This is a genomic window from Pseudomonas taiwanensis (genome assembly GCF_013393345.1).
Classification (GTDB): domain Bacteria; phylum Pseudomonadota; class Gammaproteobacteria; order Pseudomonadales; family Pseudomonadaceae; genus Metapseudomonas; species Metapseudomonas resinovorans_C.
In genome coordinates this window covers 315,839-342,052 of sequence record NZ_QJRF01000066.1, presented here as the reverse complement: position 1 = coordinate 342,052, position 26,214 = coordinate 315,839, and the positions used below count along the sequence as shown (strand labels likewise).

At 63.9% G+C, this 26,214-nt stretch carries 25 protein-coding genes; 12 read left to right on the top strand and 13 right to left on the bottom strand.

The window, feature by feature from the left end:
* Nucleotides 1-5 precede the first annotated feature (5 nt).
* Both DM872_RS19400 and DM872_RS19395 read right to left on the bottom strand, forming a co-directional pair.
* A complete protein-coding gene (locus tag DM872_RS19400; protein ID WP_179060997.1) occupies nucleotides 6-1,169 on the bottom strand; it encodes an isobutyryl-CoA dehydrogenase in 1,164 nt (387 codons plus the stop codon).
* Between the two features lie 49 nt (nucleotides 1,170-1,218).
* Nucleotides 1,219-2,712 (bottom strand): CoA-acylating methylmalonate-semialdehyde dehydrogenase, encoded by a 1,494-nt coding sequence (locus DM872_RS19395; RefSeq protein ID WP_179060996.1) that lies wholly within the window; start codon nucleotides 2,710-2,712, stop codon nucleotides 1,219-1,221.
* A 131-nt stretch (nucleotides 2,713-2,843) separates the two neighbouring features.
* On the opposite strand from DM872_RS19395, the gene DM872_RS19390 reads away from it, so the two are divergent.
* Entirely contained in the window at nucleotides 2,844-3,725 is an 882-nt protein-coding gene (locus tag DM872_RS19390; RefSeq protein ID WP_179060995.1) for an AraC family transcriptional regulator, read from the top strand.
* A 146-nt stretch (nucleotides 3,726-3,871) separates the two neighbouring features.
* Here DM872_RS19390 and DM872_RS19385 read toward each other — a convergent pair whose 3' ends face one another.
* The gene (locus tag DM872_RS19385) at nucleotides 3,872-4,714 is read right to left on the bottom strand and encodes an HDOD domain-containing protein (RefSeq protein ID WP_179060994.1); all 843 of its coding nucleotides are present in this window, start codon (nucleotides 4,712-4,714) and stop codon (nucleotides 3,872-3,874) included.
* A 109-nt stretch (nucleotides 4,715-4,823) separates the two neighbouring features.
* Between DM872_RS19385 and ung the strand changes: the two genes are divergently transcribed.
* Nucleotides 4,824-5,519 (top strand): uracil-DNA glycosylase, encoded by a 696-nt coding sequence (gene ung, locus DM872_RS19380; protein ID WP_077527440.1) that lies wholly within the window; start codon nucleotides 4,824-4,826, stop codon nucleotides 5,517-5,519.
* Nucleotides 5,520-5,527: 8 nt separating this feature from the next.
* Here the strand turns inward: ung and DM872_RS19375 are convergent, their stop codons facing one another.
* From DM872_RS19375 to DM872_RS19350, 6 genes are all read right to left on the bottom strand, one after another.
* Nucleotides 5,528-6,391: a DUF6279 family lipoprotein gene (locus DM872_RS19375; protein WP_179060993.1), complete on the bottom strand. Its 864-nt coding sequence runs from the start codon at nucleotides 6,389-6,391 to the stop codon at nucleotides 5,528-5,530.
* A gap of 118 nt (nucleotides 6,392-6,509) precedes the next feature.
* Entirely contained in the window at nucleotides 6,510-7,538 is a 1,029-nt protein-coding gene (locus tag DM872_RS19370; RefSeq protein WP_179060992.1) for an AbrB family transcriptional regulator, read from the bottom strand.
* The gene (locus DM872_RS19365; RefSeq protein ID WP_179060991.1) at nucleotides 7,531-9,042 is read right to left on the bottom strand and encodes a tripartite tricarboxylate transporter permease; all 1,512 of its coding nucleotides are present in this window, start codon (nucleotides 9,040-9,042) and stop codon (nucleotides 7,531-7,533) included. Before DM872_RS19365 ends, DM872_RS19370 begins: the two co-directional genes overlap by 8 nt.
* A gap of 1 nt (nucleotide 9,043) precedes the next feature.
* Complete coding sequence (locus DM872_RS19360; RefSeq protein WP_179060990.1) at nucleotides 9,044-9,487, bottom strand: tripartite tricarboxylate transporter TctB family protein; 444 nt, start codon at nucleotides 9,485-9,487, stop codon at nucleotides 9,044-9,046.
* A 62-nt stretch (nucleotides 9,488-9,549) separates the two neighbouring features.
* Complete coding sequence (locus DM872_RS19355) at nucleotides 9,550-10,524, bottom strand: Bug family tripartite tricarboxylate transporter substrate binding protein (RefSeq protein ID WP_179060989.1); 975 nt, start codon at nucleotides 10,522-10,524, stop codon at nucleotides 9,550-9,552.
* A 30-nt stretch (nucleotides 10,525-10,554) separates the two neighbouring features.
* Nucleotides 10,555-11,820, bottom strand: a complete 1,266-nt coding sequence (locus DM872_RS19350) for an OprD family porin (protein WP_179060988.1) — start codon at nucleotides 11,818-11,820, stop codon at nucleotides 10,555-10,557.
* A gap of 201 nt (nucleotides 11,821-12,021) precedes the next feature.
* On the opposite strand from DM872_RS19350, the gene DM872_RS19345 reads away from it, so the two are divergent.
* Both DM872_RS19345 and DM872_RS19340 read left to right on the top strand, forming a co-directional pair.
* The gene (locus DM872_RS19345; RefSeq protein WP_077527432.1) at nucleotides 12,022-12,693 is read left to right on the top strand and encodes a response regulator; all 672 of its coding nucleotides are present in this window, start codon (nucleotides 12,022-12,024) and stop codon (nucleotides 12,691-12,693) included.
* A complete protein-coding gene (locus tag DM872_RS19340; protein ID WP_179060987.1) occupies nucleotides 12,686-14,071 on the top strand; it encodes a sensor histidine kinase in 1,386 nt (461 codons plus the stop codon). The genes DM872_RS19345 and DM872_RS19340 overlap by 8 nt, the downstream gene beginning before the upstream one ends.
* A 101-nt stretch (nucleotides 14,072-14,172) precedes the next feature.
* Here the strand turns inward: DM872_RS19340 and DM872_RS19335 are convergent, their stop codons facing one another.
* From DM872_RS19335 to ygfZ, 3 genes are all read right to left on the bottom strand, one after another.
* Nucleotides 14,173-14,928, bottom strand: a complete 756-nt coding sequence (locus DM872_RS19335; protein WP_179060986.1) for a substrate-binding periplasmic protein — start codon at nucleotides 14,926-14,928, stop codon at nucleotides 14,173-14,175.
* A gap of 69 nt (nucleotides 14,929-14,997) precedes the next feature.
* Nucleotides 14,998-15,834, bottom strand: a complete 837-nt coding sequence (locus tag DM872_RS19330; RefSeq protein ID WP_179060985.1) for an HDOD domain-containing protein — start codon at nucleotides 15,832-15,834, stop codon at nucleotides 14,998-15,000.
* Between the two features lie 22 nt (nucleotides 15,835-15,856).
* Nucleotides 15,857-16,798 (bottom strand): CAF17-like 4Fe-4S cluster assembly/insertion protein YgfZ, encoded by a 942-nt coding sequence (gene ygfZ, locus DM872_RS19325; protein WP_179060984.1) that lies wholly within the window; start codon nucleotides 16,796-16,798, stop codon nucleotides 15,857-15,859.
* A gap of 119 nt (nucleotides 16,799-16,917) precedes the next feature.
* Here ygfZ and DM872_RS19320 point away from each other — a divergent pair, with 119 nt between their 5' ends.
* Nucleotides 16,918-17,172 carry an FAD assembly factor SdhE gene (locus DM872_RS19320; RefSeq protein ID WP_151132420.1) on the top strand — a complete coding sequence of 85 codons (255 nt, stop codon included), beginning with the start codon at nucleotides 16,918-16,920 and terminating at the stop codon, nucleotides 17,170-17,172.
* Complete coding sequence (locus DM872_RS19315; protein ID WP_179060983.1) at nucleotides 17,156-17,608, top strand: protein YgfX; 453 nt, start codon at nucleotides 17,156-17,158, stop codon at nucleotides 17,606-17,608. The genes DM872_RS19320 and DM872_RS19315 overlap by 17 nt, the downstream gene beginning before the upstream one ends.
* Here the strand turns inward: DM872_RS19315 and nadB are convergent.
* The gene (gene nadB / locus DM872_RS19310) at nucleotides 17,577-19,193 is read right to left on the bottom strand and encodes an L-aspartate oxidase (RefSeq protein WP_179060982.1); all 1,617 of its coding nucleotides are present in this window, start codon (nucleotides 19,191-19,193) and stop codon (nucleotides 17,577-17,579) included. The genes DM872_RS19315 and nadB overlap by 32 nt on opposite strands.
* Before the next feature lie 381 nt (nucleotides 19,194-19,574).
* Here nadB and rpoE point away from each other — a divergent pair, with 381 nt between their 5' ends.
* From rpoE to lepB, 6 genes are all read left to right on the top strand, one after another.
* Nucleotides 19,575-20,156, top strand: a complete 582-nt coding sequence (rpoE, locus tag DM872_RS19305) for an RNA polymerase sigma factor RpoE (RefSeq protein ID WP_044870604.1) — start codon at nucleotides 19,575-19,577, stop codon at nucleotides 20,154-20,156.
* A 31-nt stretch (nucleotides 20,157-20,187) separates the two neighbouring features.
* Nucleotides 20,188-20,781: an RseA family anti-sigma factor gene (locus DM872_RS19300; RefSeq protein ID WP_179060981.1), complete on the top strand. Its 594-nt coding sequence runs from the start codon at nucleotides 20,188-20,190 to the stop codon at nucleotides 20,779-20,781.
* 8 nt (nucleotides 20,782-20,789) lie between these two features.
* The gene (locus tag DM872_RS19295; protein ID WP_179060980.1) at nucleotides 20,790-21,740 is read left to right on the top strand and encodes a MucB/RseB C-terminal domain-containing protein; all 951 of its coding nucleotides are present in this window, start codon (nucleotides 20,790-20,792) and stop codon (nucleotides 21,738-21,740) included.
* A 192-nt stretch (nucleotides 21,741-21,932) separates the two neighbouring features.
* Nucleotides 21,933-23,357, top strand: a complete 1,425-nt coding sequence (locus tag DM872_RS19290) for a DegQ family serine endoprotease (protein ID WP_179060979.1) — start codon at nucleotides 21,933-21,935, stop codon at nucleotides 23,355-23,357.
* 152 nt (nucleotides 23,358-23,509) lie between these two features.
* Nucleotides 23,510-25,309: a translation elongation factor 4 gene (lepA, locus tag DM872_RS19285; RefSeq protein WP_077527420.1), complete on the top strand. Its 1,800-nt coding sequence runs from the start codon at nucleotides 23,510-23,512 to the stop codon at nucleotides 25,307-25,309.
* Nucleotides 25,310-25,314: 5 nt separating this feature from the next.
* Nucleotides 25,315-26,169 carry a signal peptidase I gene (lepB, locus tag DM872_RS19280; protein WP_179060978.1) on the top strand — a complete coding sequence of 285 codons (855 nt, stop codon included), beginning with the start codon at nucleotides 25,315-25,317 and terminating at the stop codon, nucleotides 26,167-26,169.
* Nucleotides 26,170-26,214: the final 45 nt, after the last annotated feature.

The following is a 26,214-nucleotide window of genomic DNA, read 5'->3' as shown; positions in this document are numbered from 1 at the left end:
TCTCCTTACAGCAGGCGGTCGATGGCTCCGCCTTGTTCCAGTAAACGGCGCGCCACGATGACGCGCATGATCTCGTTGGTGCCTTCAAGGATCTGGTGCACCCGGGTATCCCGTACCCAGCGCTCCAGAGGATAGTCGTTCAGGTAACCGTAGCCGCCATGCAGTTGCAGGGCCTCGTTGCACAGCTCGAAGCACTGGTCGGTGGCAAAACGCTTGGCCATCGCGCAGTAGAGGCTGGCCTCGGCATGGCGATGGTCCAGGCGGTGAGCGGCCAGGCGCACCATCTGCCGGCTGGCTGTGAGCGCGGTGAGCATGTCGGCGAGCTTGAACTGCACGGCCTGGAAGTCGGCCAGCGGCTTGCCGAATTGTTTGCGTTCCTCGACATAGCGCAGGCTCTGTTCCAGGGCCGCCTGGGCGGCGCCGAGGGAGCAGCTGGCAATGTTCAGACGGCCGCCGTCCAGGCCCTTCATCGCATAGACGAAGCCCTGGCCTTCCGGGCCGATGCGATTGGCGACGGGAATGCGCACAGCTTCGAAGGTGATGGTGCGGGTAGGTTGGGCGCGCCAGCCCATCTTGTCTTCATTGCGGCCATAGCGGATGCCCTCGGCATCGGCTGGCACCAGGAAGCAGGAAATACCTTTGGCGCCTTCCTGTCCGGTACGCGCCATGACGATCAGGACTTGCGTACTGCCGGCGCCGGAAATGAAGCACTTGCTGCCGTCCAGCACGTAGTGGTCGCCATCGCGGCGAGCGCGGGTGCGCAGGTGGGCGGCATCGGAGCCGGCATCCGGCTCCGTCAGGCAGTACGAGGCAAGCAGTTCGCCGCTGATCAGTCCGGGCAGCCAGTGCGCCTTCAGCGCGGCGTCGCCGAAGGACGCGAGCATCCAGGTGGCCATGTTGTGAATGGTGAGGTAGGCGGTTGTGGCCACGCAGCCTGCCGCGAGCTGTTCGAAGATCAGCGCGGCGCTCAGTCGGGAAAGGCCCAGGCCGCCATCCTCTTCGGCGATATAGAGCGCCAGGAAGCCCTGTTCCGCAGCACGACGTATCACCTCCAGCGGGAAGTGGTGGTTGCGGTCCCAGTCTGCGGCGGATGGTGCCAGTTCATGGCTGGCGAAGGCGCGGGCGCTGTCCACCAGCAAGCGTTGTTCTTCGGTGAGGTCGAAATCCATATGTCGTCTGCCTTTGCTCGGTCCCGTGGCGCAGCCGGGCGCCTCGCCGCTACTTCAGGTGGATGGTCATGTTCGGACCGGTGACCGGGCTGTCATCGAACCAGCGGGAGGTGACGGTCTTGGTCTCGGTGTAGAAGCGCACCGCCTGTTTGCCATAGGCATGCAGGTCGCCATAGAAGGAGCCTTTCCAGCCGGTGAAGGAGAAAAACGGCAGGGGCACGGGGATGGGGACGTTGATCCCCACCTGGCCGACTTCCACCGCATGCTGGAAGTGCCGGGCGGCGCCGCCGGAACGGGTGAACAGGCTGGTGCCGTTGCCGTACGGGTTGGCGTTCACCAGTGTGATGGCGTCTTCCAGGGTGTCCACCTCCATGCACACCAGCACCGGGCCGAAGATTTCTTCGCGGTACAGGCCCATCTTCGCGGTTACGCCGCTGAAGAGGGTGGGGCCAAGCCAATTGCCGTTCGGATATCCAGGCACCTCGCACTGCGAGCCGTCGAGCAGGCATTGAGCACCTTCCGCCTTGCCTTCGGCTATCAGGCGCAGGACGCGTTGGCGAGCCTGCTGGCTGATCAAGGGGCCGAATGCCGAATGGGCGTCTTTCCAGTGGCCCGGGCGCAGTTCGGCCATTTGCGCGGCCAGGTCCGGAATCCACTCACGCGCCTCGCCAACGAAGATGGCCACGCTGATGGCCATGCAGCGCTGGCCGGCAGCTCCGCAGCTCGCACCCACCAGGTTGCTCAGCACCTGATCCTTGTGGGCATCGGGTAGCACCACCATGTGGTTCTTCGCACCGGCGAAGGCTTGCACGCGCTTCAGATGGGCCGTGCCGGTGCGGTAGATGTGCTGACCCACCGGGACCGAACCGACGAAGGAGATGGCGCGCACATCGGGATGAGTGAGCAGGGCGTCCACCTGTTCGCGGCCGCCGTGGAGTACCTGCAGGACGCCTTTGGGGGCGCCGGCTTCGAGGAACAGTTCGGCGAGGCGGTTGGGCGTCAGCGGGTCCTGCTCCGAGGGCTTGAGGACGAAGGTATTGCCGCAGGCGATGGCCAGCGGAAACATCCACAGCGGGATCATCGCCGGGAAGTTGAAGGGTGTGATTCCGACGCACACGCCCAAGGGTTGCACCCAACTGGCCGTGTCGATTTCACGGGCGACGTTCTCCACCGTCTCGCCCATCATCAGGCTGGCCACGTTGGCGGCGTGCTCGGCCACCTCGATGCCCCGCCAGACATCGCCCTTGGCATCGGCGAAGGTCTTGCCGGTCTCGCTGGCCAGCAGTTCGGCGAGTTCGTCGTGATGCTCCTTGAGCAACTGCTGGTAGCGCAGCATCAACCGGGCGCGCTCCGGGACCGGCACTTCACGCCAGGTGAGGAAGGCCTGCTTGGCGCTGGCGACGGCGGCTTCGATTTCCTCCGCCGTGGCCTTGGGCGCGAGGGCGAGGACTTCCTGGGTCGCCGGGTCGGTGATTTCGATCAGCTCGCGGGCACGGCTGTCGCGCCACTCACCGTCGATCAACTGCGGAATTGTCCGGGGCATCTGGTCCTCCACCCGTGAGACGGGACCTTGTTGTTTCTTGCCCTTATAGCGGCCGCCGATCCGGATGTGGATTGACGATCTTGGCTGCGGGATGGACGATCTTGGCATTGCAGGCCACTACAAGAATCCACATGAGCCGCTCCGTCGAGACCTCCAACTGGCCTTTGCCGGCCAATGGCGTGCGCTTCACCACGCCGCCCCGCCTGCGTCGCCTGCTGGCCCGCCACCCGCTGACTTCTGCCTGTTATCCACTGGCCCTGGGCTACTACCCGGAGGCGCTGGGGCACCGTATGGAACGGCATCAGCCCGAGGACAACCTGTTGATCTACTGCCGGTCCGGACAGGGCTGGCTGGACAGTGGGGATGGACGATTCGAGGTGGGCGGTGGCGACCTGCTGCTGTTGCCCAAGGGACAGGTCCATGCCTACGGCGCGGATGCGCAGCGGCCGTGGAGCATCTACTGGGTGCATTTCGAAGGCGAGCTGGTGGAGGACTACCTGCGCCCGCTGGGGAAATCGGCATTGCGCCGGATCGGCGTGCAGCCTCGGTTGCTGGCGGATTTCGACGCCTTGCTGGGGTTGCGCAAGCAGGGCCTGAACCTGCCGCACTTCGTCCATGCCGCGCATCAGTTACAGACCCTGCTGACGTCCCTCGCGATACTGCCCGTGCGGGGGTATCTGAAGTCAGGCCGCGTACTGGACGTGGACGCGGTGCAAGCGGTGATGCGCGCCCATTTGCACGACAGCCTCAACCTCGATCAGTTGGCGGCGCAGTTCAAGCTGTCGCGCTTCCACTTCGCCAAGACCTACCGTGCCCTGACCGGCCATGCGCCGATCCAGGATTTCATCCAGCTGAAGATGGCCCATGCCTGCCGTCTGCTCGATGAGGGCGACCGCGGTGTGAAGCAGATCGCCGAGCAACTGGGCTATGAGGACGTCTATTACTTCTCGCGACTGTTCCGCAAGGTGGTGGGCATGGCGCCCAGTCATTACCGGGTGTTGCATCAGGGGTGATTCGCGTTCCTGTAGGGGCGATTTCAATCGCCAAGCGGATCACAGGTTCGCCCTTGGGGTTTCCCGTAGGAGCTGGCTTGCCAGCGAATGGCCCCGTTTCGCTAGCAAGCTAGCTCCTACAAGGCTCCTGGGCCCCTACAGCAGGATCAATCCGCCTCCGGCGGCCTGCCGCCCAACAGCTTGAGCCACAGCGCGACCACCTCGGCCAGTTCGGCGCGGAGCACCTGGGGCGTCGGCAGTTCCATGCGCTGGTAGGCCGGTAGTCGTGCCAGGCGGTCATCGTTGCGGGGTTCTTCCAGCAGTTGGCTGGCGACCTGCACCACGTCAGCGAGGTCAACCGCGCCCTTGTGCTGGCGGCACCAGTCGCGGCGCAGGCGTGCACAGTCCTGCAGGCTGGTCGGCAATTTCCAGGCGCTGAGCAACAGCACGCCGACTTCGGCCGAGAGCTGTTCGCAGAGCCGTTGCACGTCGACTTCCAGGCGTGACACCTGTGGCCATTGGTGCAGCTCTCTGAGCAGCGGCAGGCTGCCGATGTCCTGAAGCAGGCCTGCCAGCAGCGCGTCTTCTTCCTCCAGGTGGGGCAGGTGCTGGGCCAGGCCGGCGCTCACGGCGGCGCGTTGCAGGCTGAGGTGCCAGCGCTTGTTGAAGACTTTGCGCAGGCTGGGTTCGTCGCCTTCGAACAACTGGTGCAACTCGAACGCCAGCACCAGGTTGACCAGGCGCCTGCCATCCAGTTGCCTGACCACGTCCAGCAGCCGCGCACCGGGTTGGATGTGTCCGAGCAGGGGCAGGGCCGCGAACTCCATCAATCGTTCGACCAGGTTGGGGAAGTTCTCCAGCAGGGCACTGGCCTGCTCGTGGGAGGGGGTGTCACTCGTCAGCAATTGGCGCAGGCGCAGGGAGGCCTCAGGCATTGGCGGCAGCGCGCCGGCGTCCTTGAGAAAGCGCTCGTAGAGCGCGAGTTTCACCGTGTCGTGACGATTATCCATGTGGGCTTGCTCCAGACGTCCTTGATTGACAAGGGTAGTGGGCATTTCTTAGGGTGCCCGACCATCGGGCGGGAAGCGCCCCGGCAACCGCCACGGAACAGATAGAGCGATGACTGAAAGCGACGACCGGATCAGGCTCGAAGAGAGCTGGAAAGAAGCCCTGCGGGATGAGTTCGAAAAGCCCTACATGAAGGCCCTGGGAGACTTCCTGCGCCAGGAAAAGAACGCCGGCAAGGTGATCTTCCCGCCCGGACCTTTGATCTTCAATGCCCTGAACTCCACTCCGCTGGAGCAGGTGAAGGTGGTCGTCATCGGCCAGGACCCTTACCACGGGCCGGGTCAGGCGCATGGTCTGTGTTTCTCGGTTCAGCCGGGCGTGCCGACTCCGCCGTCCTTGCAGAACATCTACAAGGAACTCAAGCGCGACCTGAATATCGAGATTCCTTCCCACGGCTACCTGCAGTCCTGGGCGGAGCAGGGTGTGTTGCTGCTCAATACCTCCCTCACCGTCGAGCAGGCTCGCGCTGGTTCCCACGCCGCTGCCGGCTGGCAGCCCTTCACCGACAAGGTCATCGAAGTCGTGAGCCAGAGCCGTCCGCGTCTAGTGTTCCTGCTCTGGGGCTCCCACGCGCAGAGCAAGGAACGGCTGATCGACCCTACCAAGCACCTGATCCTGAAATCGGCGCATCCCTCGCCGCTGTCGGCCTATCGGGGCTTCCTCGGTAATGGCCACTTCAGCCGCTGCAACAAGTTCCTCGCCCAGCACGGCATGGACCCGATCAACTGGAGCCTGCCCGACCTCTGAGGTCGGGTTCAGTCGGGAAAGCACTCCAGCCCTTTGAGGTCGGTGACCATTTCGCCAATGTATTCGCGCAGCGCATTGCGCTGGCGCTCATCGGCGCTGTTGAACAGGTCGGTGAGCAACTGCGCAAGGGCGTTTTCCGCGGCCGGATAGGCCTTGCGGTACTCCGGCGTCCAGGCGTCTTCCGGTTCCTGCAGCAAAGCAGTCAGGCGCGCCGGGAAGTTCGAGGCATGGCGAACGTACAGGGCGTTGCGCACCTCCTTCTGCCAGTTCTCGCGGTTCTCCGCCCAGATGCGGTTGTAATCGCCCTGGCCTCTGGCCCAGGTATCGATTCGCGCCACCTGGCTCGCCCGCAAAGGCCCCATCCATTCCTCGACGCGTTGGCGCATCCGCAGCGACCTGGCTGTCACCTGCGCCTTCAGGGGCGGCGCCACGTGCTCTTCGCGAAGTTCCGCATTGCGTTCGTCCATGGCGACATAGAATTCGCCCATCTGCTTGGGCGAAAGGCCCTTCGCCAGGCCCAGCACCGTAGGGGTGACTTGTACGGAGATGTCGTGCACGGCATTGCGCACCTGCACGAACTGGCCGCGCAGGTCGGTGGCGGTTAGTTGCGGGCGCTGGCTGATCTGCTCGAGTTGTTCCAGCCAAGCCACGTACTCCGGCAGTTGCGTGCTGCAGTGCCAGGCGAGGTGCTTTTGCAGTCGTGGTGTCATCCAGGCTTCCTGGCTGTCATCGAGAGTGATGTATTTGCTGATCCACCACGGGATGACCAGGTCAAGATTGCGGTAGGCCAGGTCGAGGCGGCTGCAGGCGACCAGCAGCAGGATGGCTGTGGCGAGCAGCGAATAGCGGAATGCAGCCATGCGTCCGGACATGAAAGTCAGCCTTGGGCGACCAGCGAATAGGGGAGAGCATAGGCGCGTCTCATTTCCTGTGGACCGGTGGCCGCAACCGGATGTTGCAGAAGAATAAAAAAAGCCCGCACAAGGCGGGCTAAGCGTGGCTCTCTTGTTTCGTCCAGCGCCGGAACACCGGTTCGGCGAGGAACAGCACCAATAGCAATCGCAGCACCTGCAGGGCGGTGACCAGCGGCACCGAGAGTTGCAGGGCTTCCGCGGTCAGGCTGAGCTCGGCGATGCCACCTGGCATCATGCCCAGCATCAGCGAGCGGTGATCGAGCCCATCCAGCCACCCGAGCAGCTCCGCTGCCAGCGCGGCAAAGGCCATGCCCAGGGCAGTGGCGAACAGCGTACGGGCGATGAAGGAGGGCGCCCGACGGAAAAATGCGCGGTCGAAGTGGCAGCCCAGGGCGCTGCCGATCAGCCATTGGCCCAGCTGGCTGGCGCCCTGCGGTAGACCGAGTTGCAGGTCGAAGCCGATGCTCATCGCGGCACTCACCAGTAATGGGCCGATCAGCCAGGGATTGGGCTGGTGAAAGCGTTGCATCAGCATCGCCAGCAACGCGCCACCGCCCAGCAGAAGGGCAAGCCAACTCCAGTCGACCTGTGCCACCTGGTGCTGTGTGGCAGGCACGCCAACGAACAGCTGGAACAGCGCAGGCACGCTCAGCACCACCAGCAACAGGCGCAGGCTCTGGCCAGCGGCGACGCGGCTGAGCACCGCGCCATTGCGCTGGCCGAGGTTGACCATCTCGCTGGCACCACCGGGCATGCTGGCGAAGAAGGCGGTGGCGCGATCCTCGCCGCTGCGCAGCATCAGGCTGATACCGATGACGCTGGAGAGGGTAGTGGCCACGGCACCGACCAGGATGATCGCGCTATTGGCCAGCACCTGCTCGATGACCGCCGGGGTGAAATGCAGGCCGATGCCGATGCCGATGCCGACCACCCACTGACCGCATTTGCGACCGCCAGGGACTTCCGCCAGCGGCAGGTTGCCGATGCAGCGCACGGCGATAACGCCCAGCAGCGAGCCCACCATCCATGGCAGCGGCCAGCCAATCAGGCTGGCCAGCCAGCCACCGGCGGCACCCACCAGCGGCGTCAGCAACCACTTAGGCATTGGCCAGGGCCGCCTTGGTGCGGCGTGCACGCATCCAGCGGATACCCGGCAGGGCCAGCATGATCGCGGTCAGCACCCACAGCGCGATAGTGATCGGGCTGCTCCAGAGGATGCCCAGGTCACCGTCGGTGATGGACAGGGCTCGGCGCAGGTTGGACTCCATCAGCTCACCCAGGACGAAACCGAGGATCAGCGACGACAGCGGGAAGTCCATCTTGCGCAGGAGGTAGCCGAACACACCGAGGGCGGCCATCAGCACCAGGTCGAAGGTGGTGCTGTGCACGGCGTAGACGCCGACCACGCTGACGATGGTGATCGCCGGCACCAGGATCCAGGTCGGAACGCTGAGCATGCGTGCGAACAGTCCCACCAGCGGGATGTTCATCACCAGCAGGATGACGTTGCCGATGAACAGCGAGGCGATCAGGCCCCACACCACATCAGGCTGCTGCTCGAACAGCAGCGGGCCGGGCGTGATGTTGTACAGGGTCAGGGCGCCGATCATTACGGCGGTGGTGCCAGAGCCCGGTACACCGAGGGTCAGCATGGGAATCAGCGAACCGCAGGCCGATGCGTTGTTGGCGGCTTCCGGTGCTGCCACACCACGCAGGTCGCCCTCGCCGAAGCGACCGGAGCTACCTGCCATGCGCTTTTCGCTCATGTAGGTGATGGCGCTGGCGATGGTGGCGCCGGCGCCCGGCAGCACGCCGATAACGAAGCCCGCCAAGGAGCTGCGCACGCTGCTCCACCAGGTGAAACTGAACTCCTTGAAGTTGAACAGCATGCGTCCGCTGGCCTTGACCGCTTGCTGGCCGGTAGCGGTGTGTTCGAGCATCAGCAGTACTTCGCTGACGCTGAACAGGCCGATGACGACGATCACGAACTGGATGCCGTCGGAGAGGCCAACGCTGTCGAAGGTGAAGCGATAGACGCCGGTGGTTGCGTCCACACCAACGGTGGCCAGGCCCAGGCCGATCAGGGCCGAGAGCAGCGTCTTGACCGGCTTGTCGCCGACCATCCCGCCCAGGCAGGCGATGGCGAAGACCATCAGCACGAAATACTCGGCGGGTCCGAAGGCCACCGCCCAGTTGGCCAGAATCGGAGCGAAAAGCACGACCCCGATGGTGGCGATGGTGCTGCCGATGAAGGAACTCATGGCCGACAGCGAGAGGGCGATGCCCGCTTTGCCCTGGCGCGCCATCGGGTAGCCATCGAGGGTGGTCATGATGGCCGCGGCGTCACCCGGTACGTTGAGCAGGATCGCCGAGATGCGCCCGCCGTATTCGCAACCCAGGTACACGGCGGCCAGCAGGATCAATGCGGTTTCCGGCGGCAGGCCGAGGGCGAAGGCCAGAGGCAGGAGGATGGCCACGCCATTGATCGGCCCAAGACCCGGAAGCAGACCGACGACGGTGCCGACGAACGCGCCGAACAGCGCTACCAGCAGATTGATCGGGCGCAGGGCGACATCGAAGCCCTGGGCCAGGAAGTTCAGGGTTTCCATCTCAGTTCTCCATGAATGCCAGCAGGCCCAGGGGCAGCGGGACATCCAGCAGGTAGTCGAACAGGCCGTAGAGCAGCACGCCCATCAGCACACCGCTGACCAGGCTGGCCAGCGGTCGCCCCATGAACAGCACGCCGAGGCCGAAGCCGACCAGGGAGGTGCTGACGATGAAACCAAGGGGTTCGAAGAGCAGTGCATAGGCGAACAGGGCGAACACGCAGAGGGCCACCTTGCGCGCCAGTGGCCAGGAGATCGGCAGGTTGTCGGCATCGCCTGGCTTGTAGATCAGCCAGATTGCAGCGGTGGCCATCAGGAACAGCAGCAGCAGGGGGTAGGCGCGCGGGCCGACCGGGTCGTAGCTGAAGGGGGCCTGGAAGCCCCAGGCGACCACGGCGAGCACGGTGCAGACGAGCAGCCAGACCGCAGCGAAGATTCGTACGTACATGGCGGAATACCCAGAAAGGATGTAATCCCCTCCCCGTGTCGGAGAGGGGAGGGATCAGGCGTTTACTGCGCCAGGCCGAATTCGCCAGCGAGTTGCTTGTATTGCTTCACCTGGTCGAAGACGTAGGCCTTCAACTGGTCGCCGGTGAGGCTCAGGGGGAACAGGTCGCGCTGTTCACGCAGCTTGCCGAACTCGTCGCTGGCCAACAGGGTGTCGAACTGCTGCTTCCACCAGTTGAAGTCCTCGTCGCTCACCTCCGGGCCCATGTAGAAACCACGGATCACCGGCCAGACGATGTCGAAACCCTGTTCCTTGGCGGTGGGAATCTCCGCCAGCTTGCCGGGCAGGCGCTGATCGGACAGCACGGCGAGGATGCGAATCTTGCCGGCGGCGAGCTGCGGCGTGATTTCCCCCAGGCCGCTGCTGGTGACCTGCACATGACCGCCGAGCATGGCGGTAAGGGTTTCTCCGCCGCCCTCGAAGGCTACGTAGCGCAGTTTCTGCGGGTCGATGCCGGCGGCGCGGGCGATCAAGGCGGTCTGCATCCAGTCCTGGCCGCCAATGGTAGCGCCGGCGCCGAAGACGATGGCGGCCGGGTCTTTCTTTACCGCTTCGACCAGTTCGCCGAGGGTCTTGTAGGGGGAGTCGGCGCGCACGGAGATGGCGCCGTAGTCGGTGCCGATGCCCGCCAGCCAGCGCACGGCGTTCTCGTCATAGCGGCCGAACTTGCCTTGCGCGAGGTTCAACAGGGAGCCGGAGGAGAAGGCGGTGATGGTGCCGGCGTCCTTCGGGCGCTGGGCGACCACTGCGTTGTAGGCCACGGCGCCGACGCCGCCGGGCATGTAGGTCACGCGCATGGGGGCCTTGAGCAGGCCTTCATCCTTCAGGCCGCTCTGCGCCAGCTTGCAGGTGAGGTCGAAGCCGCCGCCGGGTTTGGCCGGGGCGATGCACTCGGGGCGCTTGGGCTCGGCCATCAGCTGGGTGGACAACAACAGGCCGGAGGTGATCAGGGCGATGCGGGAGAGGGCAGTTTTCATCGGGGTTCTCCTGTGGAGTTTTATTGTGGTTCACCAAATGGGCAGCGCGTAACTGACGATCAGGCGCAGTTCATCCGCATCGCGGGCGAAGTTGGAGCGGAATCCGGCGTGGCGGGCGCGGAAAGTGAGGTTCTTCAGGCTGCCGTTGGGCACCACGTACTTGAACTCGACATCGCGCTCCCACTCGCGGCCTTCATCAAGGCTGTTGGTGACCTCGGCGTTGTCGCTGGTGATGTAGCGGGTCATGAAGCTCAGGCCCGGCACGCCCATGGCGGCGAAGTCCAGGTCGTAGCGGGCTTGCCAGGAACGCTGGTCGGCGTTGGCGAAGTCGTTGATCTGCACGAAGTTGATGAGGAACGGGTCGCTGCCGTCGATGTAGGCGAAGCCGGTGTCACCGCTCATGCGCTGGTATCCCAGGCCGAACTTGTGGCTGCCCTGTCCGTAGCTGACCATGCCGTTGAGGGCACGGTTGTCCACCTTGCCGGCCTCGGCGCGGCCGCTGTCATCGCTGATGGCGTAGCGCAGGTCGGCGCTCAGCACGCCGGCGCCGAGTGGCTGGGTGGCCAGCAGGCCGAAGAAGTTCTGGCGATAGACGTCGTCCAGCTCGGCGAAGTAATAGCGGCCGGTGAGTTGCGGGTTGAATGCGTAGTCGGCGCCGGCAAGGTCGAAATGATCCCCTGTGGCGGCAGCGGCGAAGCGCTTGTTCTTGTTGCTGATGGCCAGATCTTCGGAGTTGGTGGAAGCGCGGTCCTTGACCTCTGACAGGCGCCCGCCGGTGAAGGTCAGGTTGCTGATTTCCTTCGAACTCAGCAGGCCGCCCTCGAAGACCTGGGGCAGGATGCGACTGTCGCTGGCTTTCACCACCGGCAGCTCTGGAATGTGCGTTCCCAGCCGCAGCTCGCTCTTCGAGGCGCGGATTTTCGCGGTCAGGCCGAGCTTGCTGTATTCATCCGGAGTGCCGCCGTCGTCCTGCACTGGCAGCAGGTCGGTACCGCTGCGGCCGGGGCCGGAGTCGAGCTTGATGCCGAGCATGCCGAGCGCGTCGAGGCCAAGGCCGACAGTGCCTTCGGTGTAGCCGGATTCGATATTGAGGATGAAGCCTTGAGCCCATTCTTCGCGCTTGGACTGGCCGCTGCCGTCGCGGAAGTCGCGATTGAGGTAGATGTTGCGGGCTTCGAGGGTCGCCGAGCTGTCCTTGATGAACTCGGCATGGGCCGGGGTGGCCAGGGTGTAGCCAGCGATGGCGAGGCTGAGTGTGCAAACAGGCGGAAGCGCCTGCCGTGCGGCAGTGAGCATCGAGTGGTCTCCATTGTTGTTCTTGTAAGCCGGCGCAACCACGGGCCGGCTTTTAGGGGGTGGTACTTGCCACCCTGTCGCGATGCTATGCAGTGAAACTTTCGCCAGCCTTTCAGCGTGAAAGAAAGTCGTCATGTCGTTCACAGAGGCTGGCGCACCGTTAAACTTCTGAGCGATCGCTGCCATTCCGGAGACTTTGTCGTGCGAATCCTGCTGGTCGAAGACCATCCACAGTTGGCTGAGAGCGTTGCCCAGGTGCTCAAGGGCGCGGGTTGGACGGTGGACGTATTGCACGACGGTGTCGCCGCCGACCTGGCGCTGGCCAGCGAGGACTACGCGCTGGCGGTTCTGGACGTCGGCTTGCCGCGCATGGACGGCTTCGAGGTGCTGGCGCGTCTGCGTGGGCGCGGCAAGACACTCCCGGTGCTGATGCTGACCGCCCGCGGCGAGGTGAAAGACCGGGTCCATGGCCTGAATCTCGGTGCCGATGATTACCTGGCCAAGCCCTTCGAACTCACCGAGCTGGAAGCGCGGGTGAAGGCGCTGCTGCGACGCAGTGTTCTCGGGGGCGAGCAACAGCAACGCTGCGGCGCGCTGGTGTATGACCTGGGCACGCGGCGTTTCAGCCTGGCGGACGAAATCCTCAGCCTGACGTCACGGGAACAGTCGGTGCTGGAAGCGCTGATCGCGCGGCCGGGGCGCGTGATGAGCAAGGAGCAACTGGCCTCACAGGTTTTCGGCCTGGACGAAGAAGCCAGTCCCGATGCCATCGAAATCTACATCCATCGGCTGCGCAAGAAGCTGGAAGGCAGCGCAGTGCGTATCGTCACTTTCCGGGGCCTGGGCTACCTGCTGGAGAGCCAGGATGCGTGAAGCCGGGAGCCTGCGCGGGCGGCTGCTGCGGCGTCTGGCGTTGATGCTGGGTGTGCTGCTGCTGATCGCCAGCCTGAGTTCCTACTGGAACGCCCGCGAGGCCGCCGACACGGCCTACGACCGCACGCTGCTGGCCTCGGCTCGGGCTATCGCCGATGGCCTCTATGAGACCGATGGTCGCTTGCGTGCGGACGTGCCCTACGTGGCGCTCGATGTCTTCGCCTACGACAGTGCCGGGCGCATCTTCTACCAGGTGATCGATCCGGACGGGAAACTGGTGTCCGGCTACGACCACCTGCCGGCGCCACCGCCGGGCACCCTTCGCACGGACGATTACCCCGCCTTGGCGCGCTTTTACGACGCCGAGTACGAAGGCACGGGCGTGCGCGTGGTCAGCCTGCTGCAGCCGGTGAGTGAGCCCAGGCTGAATGGCATTGCGGAAATCCGCGTGGCGGAAACCGAAAGCGCCCGTGAGCGCCTCGCCCGGGGCCTGCTGGTCGACAGCATCTGGCGCCTGGTGTTGCTGGTGGTGGCGGCACTGGTGCTGGTCTGGCTGGCCGTCAGCGCCGCCCTGCGTCCCTTGAACAAGCTGCGCCTGGCGGTGGAAGAGCGTCAGGCGGATGACCTTCGTCCCTTGCCGGAAGTCGCGGTGCAGCGTGAGTTGCGTCCTCTGGTAGATGCGCTCAACCAGTTCACCGAACGTTTGCGCGGACTGTTCCAGCGCCAGGCGGATTTCATTGCCGATGCTTCCCATGAATTGCGCACGCCGCTGGCCGCCCTCAAGGCGCGGGTGGAGCTGGGCTTGCGCGAGCACGAACCGGCGGTCTGGCGCTCGACGCTTGAGGAGGCAGCGCAGAACACCGATCGCCTGACTCACCTGGCCAATCAGTTGCTGTCCTTGGCGCGAATCGAAAGCGGTGCGCGTGCCATCGCCGAAGGCGGTGCCGAACGCATCGAGCTGGGCCAACTGGCCAGGGAACTGGGCATGGCGCTGGCGCCCCTGGCCCATGCCCGTGGTATCGCTCTTGCCCTGGAGGCGGAAGATCAGGTCTGGGTGATGGGCGAGCCGACCCTGCTCAACGAGCTGCTCTGCAACCTGGTGGACAACGCGCTGGCCCATACGCCCAAGGGCGGCAACGTGATCCTGCGGGTGCGTTCACCTGCGCTGCTGGAGGTCGAGGACGACGGCAGCGGCATTCCGCCCGAGGAGCGCGACAAGGTGTTCCAGCGCTTCTATCGCCGCAATGCCCAGAGCGGGGGTGCAGGGCTGGGGCTGGCCATCGTCGGTGAGATCTGCCGTGCGCATCAGGCAGAAATCAGCCTGCACGATGGTGACAGTGGTGGATTGAAGGTGCGGGTGAGTTTCCCGCCGGCGTGATGCCATGCCATGTGATGCGGGGTTGCCCCTGCAGGAGCTGGCTTGCCAGCGAATGGCCCCTTTTCGCTAGCAAGCTAGCTCCTACGAGATATTCCCAACACCTAAGGCGCGAGGCTCAGCGGCTGCTGGACTTCCATCAGGTACTGGGCAACCTTGCCACTTTCGCGCAAGCGGGCCAGCCCCTGGTTGAAACGGGCGATCAGCTCGGCGTTGCCGGGCACCTCGCGGGAGAGCATCAGGTGCAGGCTGTCGCTGCGCAGGGGGAGGGGATGAAAGCTCATCTGCTTGCGCTCGGCGGAGCTGAACTTGTCGTTGAGGAGGGCGAAGGCGACCACCTTGTCCATTGGAAAAGCATCGAGCCGTCCGGCCAGGACCATGCGCAGGCCTTGTTCCTCACCGCTCAGGCGCTTGACCTGGATCTGGCCGCTGCGCTCGGCCTGCTGGAAGGTCGCCCCGTAGTCATAGCCAATCGCACCGCCGAGGCGTATGCCCTTGAGGTCGGGGATGCGTTTCCAGTCGAGGGGGCGATCCTTGCGGTGGAACAGGTAGTAGCTGCTTTCCACGACCGGGTCGCTGACGAAGAAGCGTTGCTCCCGTTCCGGGCTGCGCAGCCAGACGGCGGTACCGGCGCGTTCGCCGCGTTCGGCCAGGTGCATCGAGCGGGCCCAGGGATAGAACTCCCAATTCACCTTGATCCCTTCCAGGGCGAAAGCTTCTTCGACGATGCGCGACGCCACGCCCTGATGAGGCAGCTTGGCGCCCAGGTAGGGCGCCCATTCGCCATTGGTCAGGCGAACCTCTTCCGCAGCGGCGAAGCCGTGGCACAGCAGGCAGAGGGCGAGAAGGAGTACGCGCATCCGGATCCATCCAGCGACGTCAGGGGAAGGCTGAGTCTAGCGCTGTATGGCTGAATGCGCGTGGGCCTTTTACTGGAGCATGCCCATGGCCGCTTCCATGGCGGCGGAGAGGTCTTCGTCCGCCTGCATGTCGACGTTCGGGTCGAGGCCGAGCTTGGCGAAGGCGGGCACTTTGGCCCAGTCCAGTTGGGTGTAGGGATGCTCGCTGCCGAGGTAGCTCTGCAGGGTGGCGACCTGGACGATGTCGATGTAGTCGACGCGGGCCGAGTTGCGGCTGAAGTCCAGATACTGGTTGGGAACGGCAGCGATCGGCTCGGGGAATTCCCAGGCACGCAGGATGCGGTCGCCGATGAGCGGGTGAATGCGCTCGATCACGTGGTTGAGGCTGATGGAGTCGGCCAGCAGTTCGTTGTGCTCTTCGGCATAGGTGAGGATCGGCAGTACGCCGATCTGGTGCACCAGGCCGGCCAGGGTGGCCTGGTCAGGCATCAGGCGGGTGTAGTGACGGCAGAGCACGTGGCAGATGCCGGCGATTTCGGTGCTCTTGTTCCAGACTTCGCGCATCTTGCGGTCGACCACGTCGGTGGTGGCCTGGAACATTTGCTCCATGGCCAGGCCGGTGGCGAGGTTGCTGGTGTAGTTGATGCCGAGACGGCTGATGGCCATCTGCAGGTCGGTGATTTCCTTGTTGGTGCGCAGCAGCGGACTGTTCACCACCTTGATGATGCGGGCGGTCAGCGCGGCGTCATTGCCGATTACCTTGGTCAGGTCCTGGATGCTGGCGTTCGGGTCTTCGGCGGTTTCGCGCACCTTCAGCGCCACTTCCGGCAGGGTCGGCAGCACCAGTTCATCGCATTCGATCGCTTTGATGAGGTCTTGGAGGACTTTGTCGGCAAGCTTGCTCATTGAGATTCTCGTCAGGGGCGGGCTAGCGTTGTATTTCGCGGTCAGCGTCCAGGGTATAGGGCAGGTCGAGCAGGCTCAGGGTCGGGCCATCGGCAGTGCCGAGGTGGATGCGGCCATCCTTCACGGCGTCCTCCTGAAGCACGGCGAGCAGCTCGTAACCGTTCGTTGCTGGCGCTGCTAGCACCACCTCACCGACGGAGCTCTGGTGGACCGGGGAGAACAGTTCGGCACCCGGCAGGGGCAGCTCGCCGGCGGCCAGGGCCAGGCGGTAGAGGCGGCGCTTGAGTTTGCCCAGGTACTGCATGCGGGCAACGATTTCCTGGCCGGTGTAGCAACCTTTCTTGAAGCTGACGCCGCCCAGGGCCTGGAGATTGATCATCTGCGGGATGAACATCTCGCGAGTGGCACTGAACACCTGGCCCACGCCAGCGCGTACCTGCGCCAGCAGCCAGGCATCCAGGGGAGCTTGCGGCAATTGCGCGGCCAGGCGGGCCTCGACGGTAGCAGCCTCTGCCTGGGGCACCCAGAGTTCGGCGCGGCCGTCGGCCATACGCACGGCGATCAGCTTGCCGTCACGGGCGACGCTGTCGGCGGTGTGTGGCAGGTCCAGCCCCAGGGCAAGCAGCGCACCATCGCCCTGGCTGAGGCCGAAACGCACCCAGTCGGCGCTTTCGTCGGTGAGGGTGGATTTGGAGAAGACGGCATACTTCTTCAGGTCGGCCAGTTGCGTTTCGACCAGGTCGCTGGCCATGGCCAGGAGTAGGCCTTCGCCCTCGATGAGGATGCGGAAGCTGGAGGTCATCCGGCCCTTGGGCGTGCAGCGGGCACCCAGGCTGCTGGTGGCCTGGTCCAGGTAATTGAGGTTGCAGGTCACCTGGCCCTGGAGGAATTTCGCGGCGTCCACGCCGCGGACGGCGAGCAGGCCTTCATGGGTGAGCGGGCAGAAGAATGCTGAGTCGGCCATTGCGGATCGCTGGAAAAAAGTCTGGGGCGCCATCATAGAGTCCCGCTGGTGGCTTGTCAGCGGGTGCCCGGGACGACGGCTGTGGTTATAATGCGCGCCTCATTCCTGGAGGCGCTGTGATGGCCGACTCAATTGAACTGAACCGACTCTTCTGGCACAGCCGTCGCGGCATGCTGGAGCTGGACGTGCTGCTCGTCCCCTTCGTGCAGGAGGTCTATCCGAGTCTCGACGCCGAAGACCAGGCCCGCTACCGCAAGCTGCTGGAATGCGAAGACCAGGACATGTTCGGCTGGTTCATGCAGCGCGGCGAACCGGAAGATGCGGACCTGCGCCGCATGGTTCGCATGATCCTGGATCGTGTCCAGCCCAAGTAACGCCTTCGAATGCCACTGGCGCCCATCGCGGCGCCTGCTGGTGCTCTACCTGATCCTGTCTTTCCTGGCCTTTGCGGCTTTGTCGCTCGCCGACATTCCCCTGTGGGCGCGGCTTGCCGGCTTTCTCGCCTGCTTCGCACACGCCGCCTGGTGCCTGCCCAGGCAGATTCTCCTGACATCCCCCAAAGCCTTTACCGGATTGCGCCTGAACGACGACGGCTGGCAGCTGTGGCGCGCGCTGGATGGCTGGACGCCGATCCGCTTGCGCCCGGACAGCATGGCGCTGCCGCCGGCGGTGATGCTGCGCTTTCGGGTTCCGGGGGCTTACTGGAGTAGCGGGCTGTGCATTCCGGCGGATGCCCTCGATCAGGAGCAGCATCGCCGGTTGCGGGTGACGCTGGGCTTCAGTCGCCGAAGGTGGGCGGAGCCAGGATAGTGTCCTTGGCCTCCGGAAGCAGGTCCGGGTAATCCAGCGTGTAGTGCAGGCCGCGGCTCTCGTGCCGCTGCATGGCCGAGCGGATGATCAGTTCGGCCACCTGCGCGAGGTTGCGCAATTCGATCAGGTCGCGGCTGACCTTGTAGTTGCTGTAGAACTCATCGATTTCACTGAGCAGCAGGCGCACACGGTGCTGGGCGCGCTGCAGGCGCTTGCTGGTGCGCACGATACCCACGTAGTCCCACATGAAGCGCCGTAGCTCGTCCCAGTTGTGGGCGATGATCACGTCCTCGTCCGAGTCGGTCACCTGGCTGGCGTCCCAGGTCGGCAGGTGCGTGGGCATGCGCACCTTGTCCAGCTGGCCGAGCATGTGTTCCGCCGCCGAGCGGCCATACACGAAGCACTCCAGCAGGGAGTTGCTGGCCATGCGGTTGGCGCCGTGCAGGCCGGTGAAGCTGGTCTCGCCAATGGCGTAGAGCCCCGGAATGTCGGTGCGCCCGTGCTTGTCCACCACCACGCCGCCGCAGGTGTAGTGCGCCGCGGGAACCACCGGGATGGGCTCGCGGGTGATGTCGATGCCGAAGTCCAGGCAACGCTCGTAGACGGTGGGGAAGTGGCTCTTCACGAACTCGGCGGGCTTGTGGCTGATGTCCAGGTAGACGCAGTCCACGCCCAGGCGCTTCATTTCATGGTCGATGGCCCGAGCCACGACATCGCGTGGGGCCAGCTCGGCGCGAGGGTGGAAACGCTGCATGAAGCGTTCGCCATTGGGCAACTTCAGCAGTCCGCCTTCGCCTCGGACCGCTTCGGTGATCAGGAAGCTCTTGGCCTGCGGGTGGTAGAGGCAGGTGGGGTGGAACTGGTTGAACTCGAGGTTGCCGACCCGGCAGCCAGCGCGCCAGGCCATGGCGATACCGTCGCCGCAGGCGCCGTCGGGGTTGCTCGTGTAGAGGTAGACCTTGGCGGCGCCCCCGCAGGCCAGCACCGTGAAGCGGGCGTGGAAGGTGTCCACTTCCCCATTGTTGCGATTCAGTACATAGGCGCCCAGGCAGCGCTGGCCCTCGCGCCCAAGCTTGCGCTCGGTAATCAGGTCGACGGCCACCCGTTGTTCCAGCAGCTGGATGTTGGGGCGTTTCTTGGCCTGTTCCAGCAGGGTATTGAAGATGGCGGCGCCGGTAGCGTCGGCGGCATGGATGATGCGCCGATGGCTGTGGCCGCCTTCGCGGGTGAGGTGGAATTCGAAACCGCCGTCTTCGCGGGCGCTTTCGTCGTCACGGGTGAATGGCACGCCCTGGTCGATCAGCCATTGGATGGCCGCACGGCTGTGCTCTACCGTGAAGCGCACGGCATCTTCGCGACACAGGCCGGCACCGGCGATGAGGGTGTCCTCGACATGGGAATCGACCGTGTCGGTATCGTCCAACACAGCGGCGACCCCGCCCTGCGCCCAGTAGGTCGAACCATTGCTGAGATCGGCCTTGCTCAGGACCACGATGTTGAGGTGCGAGGGCAGGGTAAGGGCCAGGGTCAGGCCGGCGGCGCCGCTGCCGATGACCAGTACGTCATGCTGGAAATGTTGGCTCATGTCGGTTCCCGCGAAAAAAGCGGCGGCTAGTATATAGCTGGGGTGGGCGTCACAATAGCGCGCTTATGACGCTGTATGGTCCTACGGAACTTTTTTAGTCGTTCAGGTTCCATTCAGGGTCACCATTTTGAAGAGACGGTGCTTGCTTACATTGACGCAACGAATGCACATGAAATGTGCAACCCGGATGCCTGTAGATCAAGCGACTTATATTCGGCGCAGCATGGCCGCGAGCCCTGCTGCGCAATTCCGTGCAGATGAAAAAACAATCTGCAGGAAGCTTGCTTGGAGGGGAGAACTTTTGCGCAACGCCCGAGTCTATTTTGGCAAGCCGATCTACTGGCTGGCGCAACACCCCTTCGAGATCGACGAGGAGTGTTCATGCTAACCCAGGAACAGGATCAGCAACTGGTCGAACGGGTGCAGCGAGGCGACAAGCGGGCTTTCGACCTGCTGGTGCTGAAGTACCAGCACAAGATTCTCGGATTGATCGTGCGTTTCGTGCACGACGCCCAGGAAGCCCAGGACGTAGCCCAGGAAGCCTTTATCAAGGCTTACCGTGCGCTCGGAAACTTCCGCGGCGACAGTGCGTTTTATACGTGGCTGTACCGTATCGCCATCAATACGGCGAAGAACCACCTGGTGGCGCGTGGCAGACGCCCGCCAGATAGTGATGTAAGTGCTGAGGACGCCGAGTTTTATGACGGCGATCACGCCCTCAAGGATATCGAGTCACCGGAGCGAGCCCTGCTTCGTGACGAGATCGAGGCCACAGTGCACCGGAGCATCCAGCAACTGCCGGAAGATTTGCGCACGGCGTTGACCCTGCGCGAGTTCGACGGTCTGAGTTACGAAGACATTGCGAGCGTTATGCAGTGTCCGGTCGGTACTGTGCGATCCCGCATCTTCCGGGCGCGGGAAGCCATCGATAAAGCCTTGCAACCTCTGTTGCATGGAACCTGAGACAGCGGCGACAGCCAAGAGGGGAACCGCCATGAGTCGTGAAGCTTTGCAGGAATCGCTGTCCGCGGTGATGGATAACGAGGCGGACGAACTGGAGCTGCGTCGAGTTCTCGCCGCCAGCGAAGATCAAGAATTGCGGGCAACCTGGTCGCGTTACCAGATCGCTCGGGCCGTGATGCACAAGGAGCTGCTGGAGCCGCGCCTGGACATTGCCGCCGCCGTATCGGCCGCGTTGGCCGAGGAGGCCGCACCGCCGGTCAAGGTGGTTCGTGGGCCTTGGCGCAGCCTGGGTCGCCTGGCTGTGGCCGCATCGGTCACCGTGGCAGTGCTGGCGGGTGTTCGCCTGTACAACCAGGACGAAGCCGCCGGCACCCAGCAACTGGCTCAGCAGCAAGCTGGTCAACCCGCCATGGTCATGCCGCAGGCCCAGCAGGGTGCCGTGCTGGCTGGCTATAGTGAGGAAGCCCAGCAAGTGCAGCAGCCCATCGGCGCGACCCAGTCGTCGTCCGGTTGGCATGAGAAGCGCTTGCCGGCTTACCTGCGGCAACATGCGCAGCAGGCGGCCATGAGCGGTAGCGACAGTGCTCTGCCATACGCCCGCGCTGCCAGTCTGGAGAGCCGCTGAGGAGGAACATGCGCGCACTACCGGTAATCATCTTGCTTGGCGGCTGGTTGGCTCAACCAGCCCTGGCCGCCGACGCTCAGGACTGGCTGCAGCGACTCGCTGACGCGGAGCTGCGCCAGAGTTTCCAGGGAACGTTCGTCTACGAACGAAATGGGAGTTTCTCCACTCACGAAGTCTGGCATCAGGTCCAGCAGGGTGGGGAAGTGCGCGAGCGTTTGTTACAGCTCGATGGGCCGGCCCAGGAAGTGGTGCGGGTCAATGGCCGCACCCAGTGCGTGGGTGGTTCCCTATCCGATCAGTTGTCCGATGGCCAGGTGTGGCCTGCCCGGGCGATGGATACCAAGCAGCTCTCCGAGTGGTACGACCTGCGCCTGGCAGGTGAGTCACGCGTAGCCGGGCGACCGGCAACGGTGCTGACCCTGACCCCGCGTGACCAGCACCGCTACGGCTTCGAGCTGCATCTGGACCGCAATACCGGCCTGCCGCTCAAGTCGCTGTTGCTCAGTGACAAGGGGCAGCTCCTCGAACGCTTCCAGTTCACCCGCCTCGATACTGCCGGAACCCCGGCCGATGCCGATCTGCAGCCCAGCTCCACCTGCAAGGCCGTGCGGCTCACCGAGGCGCAAGGCGAAAAGCCTGTCCGCTGGCGATCTGAATGGCTGCCTCCGGGCTTCAGCCTGTCCAGTGCCCAGGAGCGTCGTAGCCCAGTGTCATCCGATGCCGTGTCCAGCCTGCTCTACAGCGACGGACTGGCGCGCTTCTCGGTATTCCTCGAGCCGCTGCATGGCGCTGTCGTCGAAGATGCGCGCAGCCAGCTGGGGCCGACCGTGATGGTGTCCAAGCGGGTCAGTACGCCAGATGGCGACGTGATGGTGACGGTGGTCGGCGAGATCCCGCTGGGAACGGCCGAGCGCGTCGCCCTGTCCATGCGGGCAGCGGAGGCCACTGCGACACAATGATCCCTGCTACAGGATCTGCATCCGAATTGCAGCGCGGGAGCCCAGGCTCCCGCCTTGTCTTTTTCACGTTGTTCCACCGGGCCTGGGGCTGATGCTCCGGGCCCGTTTTGCTTTTGTTTTTCTGTTTTGCTCGCAGGGCCGGGCGGCCCGGTGAGTTCATACCACTCGTTATGCGACGGGAGCTGTATGTCGATGCTTAACCTCAAATCCTGTATGACCGCCGTGGCAGCCCTGCTGCTACTCGGTCAAACCCTCGTGGCCCGTGCTGAACTGCCGGACTTCACGCCTCTGGTTGAAGAGGCGTCCCCGGCAGTCGTCAACATCAGTACCCGGCAGAAGCTGCCCCAGCGTGGTGCGGCCGGTGCCCCGGTGATGCCTGACCTGGAAGGCCTGCCGCCGATGCTGCGCGAATTCTTCGAGCGCAACATGCCGCAAGTGCCGCGCAATCCCCAGGGCGGCCGCCAGCGCGAGGCGCAGTCCCTTGGTTCCGGCTTCATCATTTCCAAGGACGGCTATGTCCTGACCAACAACCATGTGGTGGCCGATGCCGATGAGATCATCGTGCGCCTGTCCGACCGCAGTGAGCTGGAAGCCAAGCTCATCGGCGCCGATCCGCGTACCGACGTGGCGCTGCTGAAGGTCGAGGGCAAGGATCTGCCGATCGTGAAGATCGGCAAGTCCGACGAACTCAAGGTGGGAAGCTGGGTGCTGGCCATCGGTTCGCCCTTCGGTTTCGACCATTCGGTGACCGCCGGTATCGTCAGCGCGAAGGGCCGCAGCCTGCCGAACGAGAACTACGTGCCGTTCATCCAGACCGACGTGGCCATCAACCCGGGCAACTCCGGTGGCCCGCTGTTCAACCTGGACGGTGAAGTGGTCGGCATCAACTCGCAGATCTTCACTCGCTCCGGCGGCTTCATGGGCCTGTCGTTCGCCATCCCGATCGATGTCGCCATGAGCGTGGCCGACCAGCTCAAGTCCGAGGGCAAGGTCAGCCGCGGCTGGCTGGGCGTCGTGATCCAGGAAGTGAACAAGGACCTGGCCGAATCCTTCGGTCTGGACAAGCCGGCCGGTGCGCTGGTTGCCCAGGTCCAGGAAGGTGGACCGGCAGCCAAGGGCGGCCTGCAGGTCGGTGACGTCATCCTCAGCATGAACGGCCAGCCGATCGTGGTTTCCGCTGACCTGCCGCACCTCGTGGGCAATCTCAAGCCCGGCAGCAAGATTCAGCTCGAAGTGGTACGTGGCGGTAGCCGCAAGAGCCTCGATATGGCCATCGGTGCGCTTCCGGAAGAGGGTGACGAAATGGCTGCCGCGACCGGCGATGGCGTCGAGCGCAGCAGCAATCGCCTGGGCGTGAGCGTGGTCGAGTTGACCGATGAGCAGAAAAAGTCCCTGGACATCCAGGGTGGCGTGGTCATCAAGGAAGTCCAGGATGGTCCGGCTGCCATGATGGGGCTGCGTCCGGGCGATGTGATCACTCACCTGAACAACCAGGCCATCACGTCGGCCAAAGCGTTCACCCAGGTCGCCAAGGACCTGCCGAAAAACCGTTCGGTGTCCATGCGTGTCCTGCGTCAGGGCCGCGCAAGCTTCATTACCTTCAAGCTGGCCGAGTAAAGCGGTTGCGGTACGAAAGGGCGGCCATTGGCCGCCCTTTTTCGTTCCAGCCTTCCGCCGCATGGGCGTGACGGGCAGGTCGCCGATCAGGTAAACTCCCCCGCTATTTTTCGGCGAGCAACCTGCTTGCGGCTTCTTTTGAGTGTTGACCTGTGAGTGACCTGAGTCATATCCGCAATTTCTCCATCATCGCCCACATCGACCATGGCAAGTCGACCCTGGCTGACCGCTTCATCCAGATGTGCGGTGGCCTGTCCGATCGCGAGATGGAGGCCCAGGTACTGGACTCCATGGACCTGGAACGCGAGCGCGGCATCACCATCAAGGCCCACAGCGTCACCCTGCACTACAAGGCTCAGAGTGGTAAGACCTACCAGCTGAACTTCATCGACACCCCTGGCCACGTGGACTTCACCTACGAAGTCAGCCGTTCCCTGGCAGCCTGCGAGGGCGCGCTGCTGGTGGTGGACGCCGGCCAGGGCGTTGAAGCCCAGTCCGTGGCCAACTGCTACACCGCCATCGAGCAGGGCCTGGAAGTCATGCCCGTGCTGAACAAGATGGACCTGCCCCAGGCCGAGCCGGAGCGGGTGAAGGAAGAAATCGAACACATCATCGGCATCGACGCTACCGACGCCGTCCCTTGCAGCGCCAAGAGCGGCATGGGCGTGATCGACGTGCTGGAGCGCCTGGTGGAAGTGATCCCTGCGCCGGAAGGCGAGGTCGACGCTCCGCTGCAAGCCCTGATCATCGACTCCTGGTTCGACAACTACCTGGGCGTGGTCTCTCTGGTGCGCGTCAAACATGGTCGCGTGAAGAAGGGCGACAAGATCCTGGTGAAGTCCACCGGCAAGCTCCACCAGGTGGACAGCGTGGGCGTATTCACCCCGAAACACACCGAAATGCCCGATCTGAAGGCTGGCGAAGTAGGTTTCATCATCGCCGGCATCAAGGACATCCTGGGCGCGCCGGTAGGCGATACCTTGACCCTGTCCAACACCCCCGATGTGGACGTGCTGCCAGGCTTCCAGCGCATCAAGCCGCAGGTTTACGCCGGCCTGTTCCCGGTCAGCTCCGACGATTTCGAGGACTTCCGTGAAGCCCTGCAGAAGCTGACCCTGAACGACGCGGCCCTGCAGTACGAACCGGAAAGCTCCGAGGCCCTGGGCTTCGGTTTCCGTATCGGCTTCCTCGGCATGCTGCACATGGAGATCATCCAGGAGCGCCTGGAGCGCGAATACGACCTGGACCTGATCACCACTGCGCCGACCGTGGTCTTCGAGATCGTGCAGAAGAACGGCGAAACGATTTACGTCGACAACCCGTCCAAGCTGCCCGACCTCGCCTCCATCGCCGAAATGCGCGAGCCAATCGTCCGCGCCAACATCCTGGTTCCCCAGGAGCACCTCGGCAACGTCATCACCCTGTGCATCGAGAAACGCGGCGTCCAGCGCGACATGCAGTTCCTCAGCTCGCAGGTTCAGGTTTGCTACGACCTGCCGATGAACGAAGTGGTGCTCGACTTCTTCGATCGCCTGAAGTCGGTAAGTCGTGGTTATGCGTCGCTGGATTACAGCTTCGATCGCTTCGAACCCGCTAATCTGGTGAGGCTGGACGTGCTGATCAACGGCGAGAAAGTCGATGCCCTGGCACTCATCGTGCACCGCGACCAGGCCCACTACAAAGGCCGTGCGTTGACCGAGAAGATGAAGGAATTGATCCCGCGTCAGATGTTCGACGTGGCGATCCAGGCGGCGATCGGTGGACAGATCGTTGCGCGTACTACCGTAAAGGCGCTCAGGAAGAACGTTCTGGCCAAGTGCTACGGCGGCGACGTCAGCCGTAAGAAAAAGCTGCTGGAGAAGCAGAAGGCCGGTAAGAAACGGATGAAGCAGGTCGGCAGCGTGGAAATCCCGCAGGAAGCCTTCCTCGCTGTGCTCAAAGTGGATAGCTAGGGTCTATGTCGATCAATTTCCCGCTGTTGTTGGTTATCGCCGTGGCAGTTTGCGGCGTCCTCGCGCTTGTCGACCTCGTTCTGCTGGCGCCGCGCCGGCGCTCTGCGATTGCCGCTTACGAAGGGCAGGTCACCGAGCCCGATCCGGACGTCCTCGACAGGCTGAACAAGGAACCGCTGCTGGTGGAGTACGGGAAGTCCTTCTTCCCGGTACTGGCCATCGTGCTGGTGCTGCGCTCCTTCCTGGTCGAGCCGTTCCAGATCCCGTCCGGCTCGATGAAGCCGACGCTGGAAGTGGGCGATTTCATCCTGGTCAACAAGTTCGCCTATGGCATCCGCCTGCCGGTGCTGGATAACAAGGTGATCGAGGTGGGTGACCCGCAGCGCGGCGATGTCATGGTGTTCCGCTATCCCAGCGACCCGAACATCAACTACATCAAGCGTGTGATCGGCCTGCCGGGCGATCGCATTGCCTACAGCAGCGACAAGCACCTGACCATCAACGGTCAGCCGGTCGCCGAGAAACTGCTGGGCGAAGAGCCGGGCACGCTGGGCAGCGCCAATCTCTATGAAGAGAAACTGGGCGAGGCCGAGCACCTGATCCGCAAGGAAATGAAACGCTACCGCATGGAGCCGGGCCGCGAGTGGGTGGTGCCCCAGGGGCATTACTTCATGATGGGCGACAACCGGGACAACTCCAACGACAGCCGTTACTGGAACGACCCCCGCATTCCGAAGGACCTGCTTGGCATGGTTCCGGACCGGAATATCGTCGGCAAGGCCTTCGCCGTGTGGATGAGCTGGCCCGATCCGAAGATGCGCAACCTGCCAAACTTCTCCCGAGTGGGCCTGATTCACTGACAGGCCCCTCGTCATCGCGGTTTTGCGGCGTTGTTCATGACAGCG